The sequence below is a fragment of the Caballeronia sp. INML3B genome, from assembly GCF_023631305.1.
Taxonomy (GTDB): Bacteria; Pseudomonadota; Gammaproteobacteria; order Burkholderiales; family Burkholderiaceae; genus Caballeronia; species Caballeronia turbans.
This window is the reverse complement of sequence record NZ_JALQDI010000073.1, coordinates 64,137-77,049: the sequence shown is the minus strand read 5'-3', so window position 1 is coordinate 77,049 and position 12,913 is coordinate 64,137. Positions and strand designations below refer to the sequence as shown.

The 12,913-nt window shown below is 61.3% G+C and carries 18 protein-coding genes; 8 read left to right on the top strand and 10 right to left on the bottom strand.

Going from position 1 to position 12,913, the window contains the following annotated elements; genetic code table 11:
- Nucleotides 1-10: 10 nt before the first annotated feature.
- From NCS58_RS29440 to NCS58_RS29410, 7 genes are read right to left on the bottom strand one after another with little or no spacing between them, the layout of a single operon-like run.
- Nucleotides 11-193, bottom strand: coding sequence for a hypothetical protein (locus NCS58_RS29440; RefSeq protein ID WP_250477605.1), 183 nt, complete (start codon nucleotides 191-193; stop codon nucleotides 11-13).
- Nucleotides 186-689: a hypothetical protein gene (locus tag NCS58_RS29435; protein ID WP_250477606.1), complete on the bottom strand. Its 504-nt coding sequence runs from the start codon at nucleotides 687-689 to the stop codon at nucleotides 186-188. Before NCS58_RS29435 ends, NCS58_RS29440 begins: the two co-directional genes overlap by 8 nt.
- Nucleotides 686-952 carry a hypothetical protein gene (locus NCS58_RS29430; protein WP_250477607.1) on the bottom strand — a complete coding sequence of 89 codons (267 nt, stop codon included), beginning with the start codon at nucleotides 950-952 and terminating at the stop codon, nucleotides 686-688. Before NCS58_RS29430 ends, NCS58_RS29435 begins: the two co-directional genes overlap by 4 nt.
- A complete protein-coding gene (locus NCS58_RS29425) occupies nucleotides 949-1,179 on the bottom strand; it encodes a hypothetical protein (protein WP_250477608.1) in 231 nt (76 codons plus the stop codon). Before NCS58_RS29425 ends, NCS58_RS29430 begins: the two co-directional genes overlap by 4 nt.
- On the bottom strand, nucleotides 1,176-2,252 hold the full coding sequence (locus tag NCS58_RS29420) for a hypothetical protein (RefSeq protein ID WP_250538945.1): 1,077 nt from the start codon (nucleotides 2,250-2,252) through the stop codon (nucleotides 1,176-1,178). Before NCS58_RS29420 ends, NCS58_RS29425 begins: the two co-directional genes overlap by 4 nt.
- Complete coding sequence (locus NCS58_RS29415) at nucleotides 2,242-3,156, bottom strand: YqaJ viral recombinase family protein (RefSeq protein WP_250477610.1); 915 nt, start codon at nucleotides 3,154-3,156, stop codon at nucleotides 2,242-2,244. Before NCS58_RS29415 ends, NCS58_RS29420 begins: the two co-directional genes overlap by 11 nt.
- Nucleotides 3,153-3,368: a DNA-directed RNA polymerase subunit alpha C-terminal domain-containing protein gene (locus NCS58_RS29410; protein WP_250477611.1), complete on the bottom strand. Its 216-nt coding sequence runs from the start codon at nucleotides 3,366-3,368 to the stop codon at nucleotides 3,153-3,155. The genes NCS58_RS29415 and NCS58_RS29410 overlap by 4 nt, the downstream gene beginning before the upstream one ends.
- Before the next feature lie 381 nt (nucleotides 3,369-3,749).
- On the opposite strand from NCS58_RS29410, the gene NCS58_RS29405 reads away from it, so the two are divergent.
- The 8 genes from NCS58_RS29405 to NCS58_RS29370 are packed head-to-tail and all read left to right on the top strand — an operon-like array spanning nucleotide 3,750 to nucleotide 11,286.
- Nucleotides 3,750-4,109 (top strand): NlpC/P60 family protein, encoded by a 360-nt coding sequence (locus NCS58_RS29405; RefSeq protein ID WP_250538944.1) that lies wholly within the window; start codon nucleotides 3,750-3,752, stop codon nucleotides 4,107-4,109.
- A complete protein-coding gene (locus tag NCS58_RS29400; protein WP_250538943.1) occupies nucleotides 4,109-4,681 on the top strand; it encodes a tail assembly protein in 573 nt (190 codons plus the stop codon). The genes NCS58_RS29405 and NCS58_RS29400 overlap by 1 nt, the downstream gene beginning before the upstream one ends.
- A complete protein-coding gene (locus NCS58_RS29395; RefSeq protein WP_250538942.1) occupies nucleotides 4,678-8,019 on the top strand; it encodes a host specificity protein J in 3,342 nt (1,113 codons plus the stop codon). The genes NCS58_RS29400 and NCS58_RS29395 overlap by 4 nt, the downstream gene beginning before the upstream one ends.
- Entirely contained in the window at nucleotides 8,016-9,134 is a 1,119-nt protein-coding gene (locus tag NCS58_RS29390) for a hypothetical protein (protein ID WP_250538941.1), read from the top strand. Before NCS58_RS29395 ends, NCS58_RS29390 begins: the two co-directional genes overlap by 4 nt.
- A 4-nt stretch (nucleotides 9,135-9,138) precedes the next feature.
- Complete coding sequence (locus tag NCS58_RS29385) at nucleotides 9,139-10,095, top strand: phage tail assembly chaperone (protein ID WP_250538940.1); 957 nt, start codon at nucleotides 9,139-9,141, stop codon at nucleotides 10,093-10,095.
- Nucleotides 10,092-10,316: a hypothetical protein gene (locus tag NCS58_RS29380; protein ID WP_250538939.1), complete on the top strand. Its 225-nt coding sequence runs from the start codon at nucleotides 10,092-10,094 to the stop codon at nucleotides 10,314-10,316. The genes NCS58_RS29385 and NCS58_RS29380 overlap by 4 nt, the downstream gene beginning before the upstream one ends.
- Entirely contained in the window at nucleotides 10,313-11,110 is a 798-nt protein-coding gene (locus NCS58_RS29375) for a hypothetical protein (protein ID WP_250538938.1), read from the top strand. Before NCS58_RS29380 ends, NCS58_RS29375 begins: the two co-directional genes overlap by 4 nt.
- Nucleotides 11,107-11,286, top strand: a complete 180-nt coding sequence (locus NCS58_RS29370) for a hypothetical protein (RefSeq protein WP_250477637.1) — start codon at nucleotides 11,107-11,109, stop codon at nucleotides 11,284-11,286. The genes NCS58_RS29375 and NCS58_RS29370 overlap by 4 nt, the downstream gene beginning before the upstream one ends.
- Nucleotides 11,287-11,473: 187 nt before the next feature.
- Here the strand turns inward: NCS58_RS29370 and NCS58_RS29365 are convergent, their stop codons facing one another.
- From NCS58_RS29365 to NCS58_RS29355, 3 genes are all read right to left on the bottom strand, one after another.
- Complete coding sequence (locus NCS58_RS29365; RefSeq protein ID WP_250477638.1) at nucleotides 11,474-11,749, bottom strand: hypothetical protein; 276 nt, start codon at nucleotides 11,747-11,749, stop codon at nucleotides 11,474-11,476.
- A 9-nt stretch (nucleotides 11,750-11,758) separates the two neighbouring features.
- Nucleotides 11,759-12,175, bottom strand: a complete 417-nt coding sequence (locus tag NCS58_RS29360) for an antirestriction protein (protein ID WP_250477639.1) — start codon at nucleotides 12,173-12,175, stop codon at nucleotides 11,759-11,761.
- A 75-nt stretch (nucleotides 12,176-12,250) separates the two neighbouring features.
- Nucleotides 12,251-12,850 (bottom strand): helix-turn-helix domain-containing protein, encoded by a 600-nt coding sequence (locus NCS58_RS29355; protein ID WP_250477640.1) that lies wholly within the window; start codon nucleotides 12,848-12,850, stop codon nucleotides 12,251-12,253.
- Nucleotides 12,851-12,913: the final 63 nt, after the last annotated feature.

Below are 12,913 nucleotides of genomic sequence, written 5' to 3'. Positions count from 1 at the left end.
GTCGTGCTGCCTACGGTGCGGTATGAATCAGATGCAGGATAGCCCACGACGCGGACGTGATGGCGAGCAGCAGCAGAACGATCACGAGCGCTGTAAGCAGCCCAATCGTTAGCTGCGCGAGGAGCGGCATCCGGCGCGGCCGCTGGCTGCTCAGCGAGCGCGGATCGAAGAACCTCTGATGATCGTCATTCATCTTCCTCGCCTCCGTCGATCGTTGCCTCGCTGATATCGAGCGTGCCCTTGATCGTGTGTTTCAACACTGTCATGACTTTGGCCGCTTCGTCTTCGTTCGGATGAACCTGCAGGCGCCAGACGAGCCCGCACGTCCCGCCCTCGTGCGGTGTGAGACGCAACTTGTTGAGCTTGCCATCGACGAGACGCAGTTCGTTTTTCTTCGCGCCGAGGTGCAGGACCAGCGCGACGGGCGACACACTGCCGTTCCACGATAGCGGGCCGAGTTCAGGAAAACGCAGATGCGGCATGTGCTGCGCGTTTTTCCCGAGCAAGTCGCCGTCGCCGTTCGCGCGATAGAGCGACGGTCGCAAGTTTGCATCGAGCTTGTCGAGGCAAGTGTTCGGCATGTCCATTTCGACACGTAAGTCCATCGCGAGACGTTCATCGTCGCCCGCGACTTCCGTCCTCACGTTCACATGCACGATGCGCAGTTCGGTTTGTTGAAAGTCGATCACGACCTCTCTCCCATGAAAATTGCCGCCGTCACGAACTGCCCGATCGCGAACGCATCCGCCTCGTTGCGTAGCTCCTCGAGCGCTTCGACCGCCTGGTCGTTGTTGAGCTGGCAGACAACCTCATGTAGCCGCATCAGCACGATCACGCCGCAATAGAACGCGCGCTGCATGTCGGCGTGCTGGCCTGGACTCGCGTCGCTCGGAATATTCGCTTTCGCAAAACGCTCGAACTCAGACGCGAGCACGTTTGATCCGAGAATCACGATTGCCCCCTGTCGCGCTGCATCGCCTCGATGAACGCGCGAAGCGCGTTGACCATGTCATCGGCGTTCGCGTTGGACAGATAGTTGAACCGCCCCGGCGCGTTCAGTTCGAACACGAACAGCGCGAAGCCGTAGCCGCGAAACACATCGCTCAGAATCGCGCCGGTCTCGCGCATCGTCTGGCGATGACCTTCCTCGATCGGTCCGTGCGAGTTCATCTGGCTCATGTCGTCGCCTCCGCTTCGCCCCCGTCTTCAAGCTTGTGCATGAAGCCCTCGAACATCGTGCGCAGTTCGCTCTGCTGCTGATCGTCCTTTACCTGGGCGATCAGATCAGCCGCGGCCGCGAGTGCGTCGGTGTCGCGCCGGCGCAATGCCGCTTCCATCGAACTGGCGACTTCGGCGAACGTGACCGCGATCGGCTCGCCCTTGCTTGCATCGTTCTGTGTGGCATTGTTTTGCGTACCATTCGTCTCGCCTTTCTTCGCCGCCGCGGCGGCGCGCTCGCGATCGATCTTCGCCTGATAGTGCTGACGCGCCTGTTCCTTTTCCTTGTCGTCGCTCAGGCGCTTGGCCATTTCGCCAGCCGCTTTGAGCGCGTCGCCGCTCGTCGCCGAGTCGATCGCCTTGATGACGGTTGCGAGCGACACAGGCTTGAGTTTCGACTTGATGCGATCGCGTGTCGAACGATTGGGCGGCGGACCCGCCGGGTGAATCTCGCCGGTATCCGGCTCGACTTCCTCCACGCGGCCCATGTCGATCGCTTCGCGCACGAGTTCGGTTATCGGTATACCGCGCAGCAGATCGGGAAACTGATCGCGCAGCGCGAAGCCACGGGCGCGCATCTGAAGCATGCGCTTCGGATACTTCTGCCAGACGTCCTTGCCGATCAGACCGGCCGTCTGCGCGTCTTGGACACTGAAGCTAGCCGTCTTGTCGGCTTTGTGGTGGCGCTTGGCGGTGCAATAGGCGGTCATCTCAGGTGTGTCTTCGTCTTCGAGCCATTCGATCACATCGACGCAGAGCGGACTGGACGTCACCAGCGCGAGCACGGCATCGCCCCATAGCGTCGGGCGGTTGCCGACCACCGCGACGTTCTGCAAACTTTGAAGCGGCTTCAATCCAAGTTCGTTGCCCCAATGCATCGCGACCGCGCACTTCTCGGGCTTGCCGTCATAGTCCTTGGGCGCGAGGCCGCTGGCCGCGACCATGCGCGCGAAGTCCATCAGTTCTTCATAGCTCTGCGGGCCGAAGTTCGCCGGCATGTTGTCGTCGTTGCGCGGAACCATGTCATTCGTCATGCTCGTCTCCCTTGATGGACTTGAACCTGAAATCGATGTACGAAGTCGGCTCGACCGTAAAGCCGCGCCGGTTCACGACCTTGCGCCGATACTCGCCGCCGACGTTGGGTAACGCGCCGATCGCAGCTTCGCCGAGCAGATCGAGCAGATGCGCCTTGCAGCCGTTCGCGATCGCTTCGTATTGCTTCACCTTCTTGGCCGCATCGACCAAGACCTGATGCCAGCCAAGCGCATCGAGCGGCAGTTCGACCGTCTCGCCGTTCGTGCCGGGATACAGTTTCTTGAGTAGCGGGATAGTGCTCTGATGGCCGTAGTCAAACGGCGGCGGTTCATCGCGCACGACGCAATCCCAGAATTCGCGCTCGCGATCGACGATCTCTTCGATAATCTCTTCGTCGCGCGGGATCTCATAGCGGCGCAGTTCGTTACCGCCCACGCACGCGATCAGCGTCCACACGTCGAACCTTGTGACTTCCAAGTAGTGCTGGCATTGCAGGTAGTGGCGCTCGGGTACATCGGCCGATCCTTCCTTGCCCCATTCGCCCGAACGCTCGACGATCAGACGATCGACGTTCTTTAGTTCGACGCCGTTCTTTTTGCCGACCACGACACGGTCGACGTTCGCGCGCATCCACGAAAAGCTCCGATGCACGAGCGCTTGATGACGCTGGCGCAAAGTCATGCCGTACTTCTCGGCCGCCCAGTCCGCGATCGCCCCTTCCATGAATCTGCCTGCCGCCATGCGATCGTTATCGGGCGTTTCGGGCAGACGGTTGCGTTTGCGCTCGAACAGTTCGCGGCGCGTCACCCAGGGATCGAGTCCGAGCGCGGCGGCGCATTCAGAACCGCCGAGGCCCTGCTGACGTTCGGCGAGCCATACGGCCCGGTCAACCTTATTCATCATTCGTCCTCCGAAGGTTTGAGCGCGAGGCCGTACAGCGCGAGCGCAACTTCAATCTCCATGATCGAGCGCCAGCCGAGCCCGCGAACGTGCATCAGCTGGTCCGACGACTGCCCGACGATGTCCGCGACCGTGCGCAGCCCGACGCGATCGAGCGCTGTGCAGATTCGCTTATCAAGATGCAATTCGCTTCGCGTCGGAAAGGAGTTCGCCATGTAGAACGCCCGATGCATTTGGCAATAAGAGTAGAAAAGCTAATGCAAGTGAAACACCAATAATCGAGCCCGCCGCGCGAAGGTGGCGATTAAAGGTTGGGTCGGAAAAGCAAGCGCGCGAACGGCGCTCCTTTATTAGCCTGATAAGCGTCTTCATCGGACGCGGGATTACAAAGTAGACCCGCGTCTTTTAAAAAGATAGGGGCGGTTTTGTCATTTTTGCTGCATTGCCAAAAATTGATTTGTAACAGAGAAGTTAAAGCAGAAGATTAGTTTCACCTTGCAGAAGTGCAACGGATTTGCCTTCGAGAGAGGTATTAGTAAGGAGAATGACCGTTCGTTTGTAGAAAGTGCTACAGATCGAACTAAGTATATGCGCTCGTGCGCGATGTATACGCCGAGGGCGGCATCGACCTAAACGACTATGAACGGCACTACGGCTGGTGGAATAGCGAGGACGGCTCGGACCTCTATCGCGAGAACTTCGCGCGTGAAGGCTTCGTGCCGATCGTCGAGCATTCGCCGACGAGCGACGATCTGAAGCTGCTGCGCCCGATGGATCTGATCTTGATGAATATCCGCGCGCGCCGTGAAAATCATATGGCGGTCTATCTCGGCGATGGCGTAATCCTTCATCACCTGATCGGCCACGCTTCACGGCGCGAAGCGTATCAGGAGTTCTATCAGCGGCGTACGACCGCGATCCTCAGGCATCGCGAACTCATGCGGGAGCCATCGTAATGCTCACGGTCCTCTTATACGGCGATCTGCGCGCCCGCTATGGCCGGCGCTACGACTTGGCCGTGCGCTCCCCCGCGGAGGCCATACACGCGCTGTGCGTGCAACTGCGGGGCCTTCGCGCGTACTTCATCGAGCACGGCGCGCAGCAGTTTCTAGTACGCGGCCCGCATCAGGACTATGACGCCGACGATCTGCACTTCCCGCAGTCCGAAGGGCTGCTGCGTATCGTGCCGCTCGTGCAGGGCTCGGGCGCGTTCGGCAAGATCATCGGCGGCGCTGCGCTCGCGGTCATCGGTCTGGTCGCGTCGCCTTATTCGGGCGGTTTGTCGATGGCGCTCGTCTCGATGGGCGCGGCAATGGCGATGGGCGGTGTCGCGCAGCTGCTCGCGCCACGTCAGAGCGGCACGGCGACCCCGGAGAAAGCCGACAATCAGCCGTCGCTCGCCTTCGATGGCGCGGTCAATACGATGGGCCAAGGCGGGCCGGTGCCGCTCGGCTACGGGCGCATGATCGTCGGCTCGCAGGTTATTTCGGTCGGTTTTAGCACTAACAACGAGATCATCGTGCGATGAGGCCCGACGACATGCAGAACCCGCCGATCATCGGCGCGGGCGGCGGCGGCGGCAAAGGTGGCGGCTCGGGCGGATCACGCGCGCCGGTCGAAGCACCCGATAGCCTGCGCTCGATCCAGTACGCGCGCGTCATCAACCTGATCGGCGAAGGCGAGTTCGAAGAACTCGGCAATCCGACGAAGGTATTTGTCGATGACACGCCGCTCCAGAACGCGGACGGCACTTGGAACTTCAGCGGCGCGGCGATCGACTATCGAAGCGGCACGGCGAACCAAGCGCCGATCAGTGGCTTCTCCGCGACCGAAAGCGAATCGACCGTCGGCGTGATCGTCACGGCCGCCGCGCCGGTGGTGCGCTCGGTGACCAATCCGAACATGACCTCGTTCCGGGTCACGCTCGGCTTTCCGCAGATGACCACGAGCGACCCGACGACCGGCGACCTCAACGGCGCGAGCGTGAGTATCGCACTCGAACTGCAGCGCAACGGCGGCGGCTTCCAGCGGATCTACACCGACACGATCACCGGCAAGACGACCTCGCGCTATCAGCGCAGTTACCGCATCGAACTGGCGAACCGCTTCAATCAAGCGGGCGGCACGTTCGATGTGCGCGTCGTGCGGCTGACGCCCGATGCGACCTCAGCGAACGTACAAGACAAATTCCAGTGGGAGACGTACACGGAGATTGTCGATTCGCAACTGATGTATCCCTACTCGGCGTTGTGCGGCGTGCAGATCGACGCGTCGAGCTTCAAGCAGATTCCGAAGCTGTCGTTCGATGTGAAGATGCGCCGCGTACAGGTGCCGAGCAACTATGATCCAATCGCGCGGACCTATGTCGGGACATGGGACGGCACGTTTAAGATCGCCTGGACAGACAATCCCGCGTGGATCGTCTACGACCTCGCGACGACCGCGCGCTTCGGGCTCGGCGGCTACATCAGCCCGAACCTGATCGATAAGTGGACGCTGTACGCGATCGCGCAATATTGCGATGGGCTCGTCTCCGATGGCTTCGGCGGCACGGAGCCGCGCTATACCTGCAACGTCTATATTCAGGAGCGCGCCGACGCGATCGCGCTGGTTCAGCAGTTCGCCAGCATCTTCAATGGCGTGTTGTTCTGGTCGGGCAATACCTTGTCGTTCGCCGCCGACATGCCGGGCGATATCACGGTCGTCTATGCCCCGGCCAACGTCATCGATGGCGTGTTCTCTTATGTCGGCACGCCGCTTAATCAACGGCACACGACCGCGCTGATTACGTGGAACGATCCCAAGAGCAAGTATCAGCAGGTAATCGAGTATGTCGAGGATCAGAGCGCCATCAATCTGTGGGGCGTGCGGTCGCTCGAAGTGCGGGCCTTCGGCTGTACCTCGCGCGGACAGGCGCATCGTATCGGACGCTGGGCGCTGCTGAGCGAACAGATACTGGGCGAGACGGTGAGCTTCAAGACCGGTCTGAATGGCGCATACAGCCGGCCTGGCGATATCTTCGCGACGACCGACCCGACGCGCGCGGGTCTGCGCATGGGCGGACGCGTTATCAGCGCCACCACCGACACGATCCAGATCGATGCGCCGATCACGGTCGGCATCGCGCAATTCTCCGTGATGCTGCCGAACGGCATGTTCGAGACGCGCTCGACCACTACCAACACGCACCAAGAAACGGACATTATCACCGTCGATCCGCCGTTCTCGGTCGCGCCGGTGCGCGGTAGCGTGTGGAGCGTATCGAGCATGACGCTCGTGAATGAACAGTGGCGCTGCGTCAGCGTGACCGAGGACGACGAGCACAACATCGAAATCTCGGGCGTCGCTTATCGGCCCGACAAGTTCGACGCGATCGAGAACAATCTCCAGCTTCAGCCGCTGCCCACTTCGGTAATCGATCCGTTCCATATCGCACCATGTACCGAACTGAAGATCACTGAGAGTAAGTACGCGATCAGCCCGGTCGTGGTCGGCGCGCGCGCGACGTTCTCATGGCTGCCGCCGCTCGGCGCCGTGCGTTTTACCGTCATCTATCAGAAGGCAACCGATGCGGCGGTGACGATCGATACGGCCATGCCGAGCGTCGATGTCCAGCCGACCTCTGAAGGCGCTTGTACCTTCAGCGTCATCGCGATCAATGCGATCGGCGCGCGCTCGTCGCCCGCGACCATCAGCGTGCAGCTGCGCGCCCTAAACCAGCCCCCGCAGGATATGCAGGGCTTCCAGATGGATATCTATAACGACGCGGCGCAACTGTCGTGGGTGCCCGCGACCGACCTTGATGTGATCGTCGGCGGGCAGGTCAATATCCGCTACTCGACACGGCTGACGACTGCCGTGACGTGGGAAGAAGCCAGCCCGATCACGCAGTATGCGGGGTCTCAGAACAACGGCTTCGCGCCGCTGATGAAGGGGACGTACCTCGGCAAGCTCGTGAATAGCTCGGACGCGTTCAGCGTGAACGCCGCCTATATCATCAGCACGACCGGCCCGCTGCGAGACTATAACCTCGTCGTGGACATGGCGCAGGACCCGGCTTTCGCGGGCGCGAAAAGCGGTATGGAAGTGCGGACCGGCGTGCTCTATATCTCGCAGAACGCGGACGGCACGGGCGTTACGACAACGCCAACCTATCTGTTCTCGCCGGCCTATATCGATCTTGGCAAGGTGTACACGATCCGCTGTCAAGCCTATATGGACGGGGCGGTCTACAACCTGCTCGACGATGTCGACAAGTGGCCCGACTTCGATCTGCGTCCCGATGTGGACGGATCGAAGATCGACGAAGGCGGCGCACTCGTGATGGTCTCGACAACGAATAAGGACCCGGCGACCGCAGTCGCCGCCGACTGGAACGCCTACAAGCGGCTGGTCGTCTCCGATCTGACGTTCCGCGCAGCACGCTTCAGGCTCAATGAATACGTGCCGGATGACACGACGGGCATGGGGATCATTGACCTCGGCGTGAAAGTCGATGTGCCCGATCGGATCGAGTCGCGCAATAACGTGCCGGTCGCGGCGGCCGGGACCACGATCAAGTTCACGGTGCCGTTCAAGGACGCGCCCGCGATCAGCATCATCGCGCAGGGCCTGGCCTCGGGTGATAAGTGGACGATCACCGGACAGACGGCCGCTCAGTTCACGATCCAGTTTCAGAACTCGTCCGGGACCGGCATCGCGAAGACATGCGACTGGATTGCGCGCGGCTATGGCTACGAGCACACGGCGCTCGCGGGTCTCGGCGCGCAAGACCTCGAACGGCTCGACCTCGATGTGCTGATGGCGCAGCGTTCCGCGATCGGCCCTGTTATGCGCCGCTCGAACGAAAACGGAGAATTGCAATGACTCAAGTCCCGAGCTATCAGGTTCCCGCGCATCCGTCCGGCCTGGACATGCGTACGCAGCTTAACGCGATCATCCTCGCGCTGATCGGCGACAACTCCGGACCGACCGCGCCGACAGTCACTTACCCCGGCATGATGTGGGGCGACACGACCGCGATGCGCCTGAAGCGGCGCTCGAACGCGAACGACGCCTGGATCGATCTTGGGCCCATCGACAACTTCATGAGCGACGTGACGACGAGCGTCGCGAACAAGGTCAACCGCACCGGCGACACGATGACCGGCGCACTGACGCTCTACGCGACCGGCTCCATCTCATATCAGCTATATCTGAAGGCAGGCAGCTATAGCCCGCATATTCGCAGTAACAACACCTTGTCCGGCTTCGAGTGGGTTAACGGTGCGAACAATGCGGTGCCGATGAGTCTGACCGATGCGGGCGCGCTCAACGTCGCGACGAAAGTCAATGTAAACAGCGGTGATGTGCAAGTCAATGGCTATGGACAAGTAGTATTAGCGGGGCCAGCGGGCAATGCGCGCATGCGTGCCGACGCAGCAATGTCGAACGGTTATGGCGCGGGCGCTATCGGTATGGGGATGATTAACAGCGCAGGCAATGCGTGGAACCTCATGATTGCCGACAACGGCAATTATGGATGGCGCGGATTTTCCTTCAACGATATTCAGCGCGTCGGACAGAATGGCGACGCCAACGGCTATCGCACTTGGTTAGGAGCGGGTTTCGTCAAGCAATGCGAATATAACTACGGGCCCTATCACGACTTCTCGCGGGCCGGCAGCGAAGACTATAAATGGCGCATCCACTATAACTTCAGTAATGCGTATCTTGAATTCCTGTTCAACGGACAAGGCAACATGCAGTTCTCTCCGGACGGCAATATCTATTCATCGTCGCAAGGCTGGATGTCCGGCAAAGCGGGTGCCGGTGCACGGGTGCAGTGGGACTCAGGCATCAACGAGTGGGGACCCATCAACGGACCGACCACGCTCGACATGGGCGCACCGTGGGTGATGGAGGGATGGCGCACGAACTCGAATGGCAACTGGGTGTCGGGCGCGCAATGGATTCGCGGCGTGGTGCTAAGGAACCAGTAAGATCATGAGCAACGAAGAACTGTTCTATCTGCTGCAAAAGTTCTGGCCCAACACGATCAACGGTACGCACTATCTCACCGGCCATCGACTCGATACGGAAGGCAAGCAACTGGGCGAAGCGTTCCTGCAGTTCTGGCGTTTGCCTGAGCCGCAACCTTCGCGCGCTCAGCTGCTTGACTGGTGGGAGCAGTATCGCGACGAGATACGCGCAACGATCGCGGGCGTCCATCATCGGTGGGAACGTGCCGAACGGCTGCTTAGAGCCGACGCGCTGGTCTATCGAGCCGAGGACGCAGGCGACGAAGAAAAGCTCGAGGCGGCCCGCCGATATCGTCAAGCCTTGCGAGACGTGCCGCAGCAGGCGGGCTTTCCATTCTCGTTCGACTGGCCTGTGCCGCCCGAAGATGACGAACTCGAAAACGTGACGCGGCGCGATGCCGTATTGAAGGCGGTCGAGCAAGCGCGTTCGATGCCGCGACCCCTTGCGACGATGCCCGCTGATCTGCTGCCGCCTGTCATACGGCTAAACGTGAACCGTGATGGTACGACCGGACCACTTTTGCCGGACCCGCCCGAGCCGATGTATCAATACGGCAATCTTGAAACGGGCAAGCCCATGAAGCCGCCCGAGCAACGCAAGCCGATCGTCCCGCGCCTGGGCGACGACGATACGAACAGCGACGGCGACGACGAGGAAGAACTGCCGCATTCACCCGGCTACGAAGAATCAATCCCGCCTAATCAAGGCACGTCCGAAAGCACGATCCCGGTCGACGAGCCGCCAGTATTCGAGGCGAGTCCGCAGCCGCCGATCGAGGCGGTCGGTCAGCCTGATGTGCAAGCGGCGATCGCGCTCGCTGATGATCCGGTCGTGAAGCTGCAAGCGTTCCTCGCGGCGAATCCTGATGTGCTGAGCTACATCGAGGCGAACGCGCCGCTGCCGGGACCGATGCCGTCATGAAACCCTCGCTCGTCCTGCTAACGATCTGCCTGGGCGGTTGTCAGATGCACACGCCGCCGCACGCGACCGCATGGCAACCGGTCTGCCTCGTCTTCTGTTTCACGCACGTCGAGGCGAGCGATTCATCGGTCAACACGATCCGCCGTTCGCCGCCGCCGAAGGCGAAGCCCAAAGCGGAACCGGCGAAGCCTGCTTCCCTGCCTGACGTCTCCCGCCCATGAAGCGACGCGAGCGCTTGATATTGCGCGCCGCGCTGCTCGTGATCGTTATCGCAGTCGGAGCCGCGGCGATCATCGCGGTTCTGACAGAGCGCGCGCACGCGCAGATCAACGGAGGCTGTCGTGACGAGGCGAACTGCACGACGACGACCGCCAATCCTAGCGCGAGCGCGACCGCCAGCCCGAGCGCGCCCGCGACGAACAATGTCACGGTCGGCGGCGGTGCGGGTGGTCTCGGTGGCGCTGGTGGTGCAGGCGGTCTCGGCGGCGCTGGCGGTATCGGCCAAGGCGGTGCGGGCGGATCGGTGACGGGATCTGGCAACAGCACGGCGACAGGCGGCACGAGCAGCGCGACGGGCGGCAGCAGCACGGCGGCGGGCGGCAACGCGACGGGCGGCAATGCGGCAGGCGGCAACAGCAGCAACGCCCTGACCGTCGAGGGCGATAGCAGCAGCACGAACTATCAAGCGCCGCGCATCCCGGTCGCGACCGCCTACGCGCCCAACGTCATGCCCACGGCGCTCTGCACGCTCGGGGTATCCGCAGGCGCACAGGGTGTCTCGTTCGGTCTGAGCTTCGGCAGCAGCTTCATCGACACGAACTGTCAGCAGCTCGAACAGATTCGCACGACCGCCGCCGTGCTCGGCGATCGCGCGACGGCCGCCGAAATGATGTGCAGCATCAGCGAGACCTACCGCGACGCGCGCGCGGCGACCGGGCGACCGTGTCTGATGCCGCAGGCGGCCGCGCGCTCTTTATCCGAGCATCAACCCGTGCAACCTATGGAGCGATCATGAAAGTGAAAATCGAGAATCAGAACGATGAACCTATCCGCGTCATCGTCGATTACGACAACGTCAATGAAACGATTCTGGATGCGGGCGCGTCGGACGTATTCGAGTCCGAGGACGAAGGCGTGATCGAGCTACGCGAAGGCGACGGTAGCGACGATATCCAGAGAGACGACGAGTAGCGCAAAAACGCGCCGGAATCGCCGCTGGCGCGACGAACAAAAAGGGCCGCGACGGTTTAGCACCGGCGCGGCCGCGAATCGGCTGTAGCGTGTTCTGGTCAGTTTTCAAATTTTCCGCTCTGCCTTGCTGTCGAGCGGCGCGCCGGCGAGCGCACGCCGCGCCGCGAGCGCATCCTCGATGTTCCCCTCAAGCGCCGTTGCAATCAGTTGCTTTACGAGCTTGCGCGATTCGCGCGCCGGTCGACGCGCCGCTTGCCGCGCTGCAAGTTTCATCGCGATTCGCTTCATCACAACCCCCTTCAGGTTCACGCTGCTGATGCAGATCGAGCACGGCCGCGATTATGCGATGGTAAGTGTGCGGCGCGCGCGCCCAATGCCATTCCCCCGACTTGCCGAGCTTTCGCATGTAGACCAGACCGCCGCGCACCTCATGCGCGCGGCCCTCAAAAAAAATCCGGCCCATTACTTGTCCTTAGTCGATCGCGCTCAGTATCGCTTCACGCTCGGCGTGATCGATCGCAAACGCGCGCAGCTGATGATAGTGATTCGAGAACTTCTCGCGCAGCGCTTCGTCGTCGATCCATACGAGCGCGCCGTAGACGAACAGCGTGACGATCACGCCGAATGCGTCGGCGCTAACGCTGCCTTCGTAGCCGTTACCACCGATCGCCACATCGAAGCGCTCGCGACCGGTCGGACGCAGATAGAACCCGCCGTTCGACAGCGTGAAGAACTCCCAATAGCCGCCGGTGTATTGCTTCGATAGCAGACACGCTTGATGGTAGACGAGCCCTTCGGCGCGCATCATCGTGCGCGGCGTGAACGCTTCGGGCAGGAAGGCAAGCCGACGATCGTCGGGCACTTTGGTTGCAACGACTTGTTGATTCATGGCGATCACTTCACCTCATAGAGCTTGTTCATCTTCATATCCATCATTCACAGTTGAAGTTCGATACCGTGCCGCTTACGCGGCCTTCTTACGCGCCGGCGCTTTCTTCGCGGCCGGTGCTGCTTTCTTAGCGGGCGCTTTCTTCGCGACAGGCGCGGCTTTCTTCGCTGCCGGTGCCGACTTCGTCGCTACGGTCTTCGTTGCCGCCGCTTTCTTCGCGGTGGGTTTTTTAACGGCTGCGTCGATCGCGTTCTGAATCGATGCGCCGATCGCGCCGATCGCGTCGCCCTTGCCATCGACGAGCATCGTTTGCGTCGGCGGCAGTTCCTTAGGCGTCGCGATGAAGCCGCCGAACTGTTGCGCCTTCGGCGATGCGAGCACGTCTGCACGGTTGTACAGGCTGCGCGTACCGACCTTGACCGGCAGAATCGAGAACGCCGTCGGCGTCATCTTCTTCGACGCCATCGAGCGCAGCGACGGCACGCCGTAGCCCGTGACCGCCGCGACTTCATCGATGGTCATATATTGCGCAGCTTCCTCGGCGGTCAACCTCAAGCTTTGCTTCGGACGCGCAGCTTTCGCGGCGGCTTGTTCTTCTGCATAGCGCCGGATTTCTTCGGCGACGATCGAGCGGATTGCGTTCAGCGTGACGTCGTTCAGGTTCAGGTTAGACATGGTAGGGTTCCTAAGTGTGTTTGTTTAGCGGCGATCGTCGCCGACAAGTTCATATTGCTGTGA

Bases quoted from the DNA above. Each gene is read 5' to 3' on its own strand.
- NCS58_RS29395 (WP_250538942.1), top strand. From the start codon at position 4,678: ATGAGGCCCGACGACATGCAGAACCCGCCGATCATCGGCGCGGGCGGC.
- NCS58_RS29415 (WP_250477610.1), bottom strand. From the start codon at position 3,156: ATGATGAATAAGGTTGACCGGGCCGTATGGCTCGCCGAACGTCAGCAG.
- NCS58_RS29385 (WP_250538940.1), top strand. From the start codon at position 9,139: ATGAGCAACGAAGAACTGTTCTATCTGCTGCAAAAGTTCTGGCCCAAC.
- NCS58_RS29365 (WP_250477638.1), bottom strand. From the start codon at position 11,749: ATGGGCCGGATTTTTTTTGAGGGCCGCGCGCATGAGGTGCGCGGCGGT.
- NCS58_RS29410 (WP_250477611.1), bottom strand. From the start codon at position 3,368: ATGGCGAACTCCTTTCCGACGCGAAGCGAATTGCATCTTGATAAGCGA.
- NCS58_RS29390 (WP_250538941.1), top strand. From the start codon at position 8,016: ATGACTCAAGTCCCGAGCTATCAGGTTCCCGCGCATCCGTCCGGCCTG.
- NCS58_RS29360 (WP_250477639.1), bottom strand. From the start codon at position 12,175: ATGAATCAACAAGTCGTTGCAACCAAAGTGCCCGACGATCGTCGGCTT.
- NCS58_RS29375 (WP_250538938.1), top strand. From the start codon at position 10,313: ATGAAGCGACGCGAGCGCTTGATATTGCGCGCCGCGCTGCTCGTGATC.
- NCS58_RS29425 (WP_250477608.1), bottom strand. From the start codon at position 1,179: ATGAGCCAGATGAACTCGCACGGACCGATCGAGGAAGGTCATCGCCAG.
- NCS58_RS29355 (WP_250477640.1), bottom strand. From the start codon at position 12,850: ATGTCTAACCTGAACCTGAACGACGTCACGCTGAACGCAATCCGCTCG.
- NCS58_RS29420 (WP_250538945.1), bottom strand. From the start codon at position 2,252: ATGACGAATGACATGGTTCCGCGCAACGACGACAACATGCCGGCGAAC.
- NCS58_RS29380 (WP_250538939.1), top strand. From the start codon at position 10,092: ATGAAACCCTCGCTCGTCCTGCTAACGATCTGCCTGGGCGGTTGTCAG.
- NCS58_RS29370 (WP_250477637.1), top strand. From the start codon at position 11,107: ATGAAAGTGAAAATCGAGAATCAGAACGATGAACCTATCCGCGTCATC.
- NCS58_RS29400 (WP_250538943.1), top strand. From the start codon at position 4,109: ATGCTCACGGTCCTCTTATACGGCGATCTGCGCGCCCGCTATGGCCGG.
- NCS58_RS29440 (WP_250477605.1), bottom strand. From the start codon at position 193: ATGAATGACGATCATCAGAGGTTCTTCGATCCGCGCTCGCTGAGCAGC.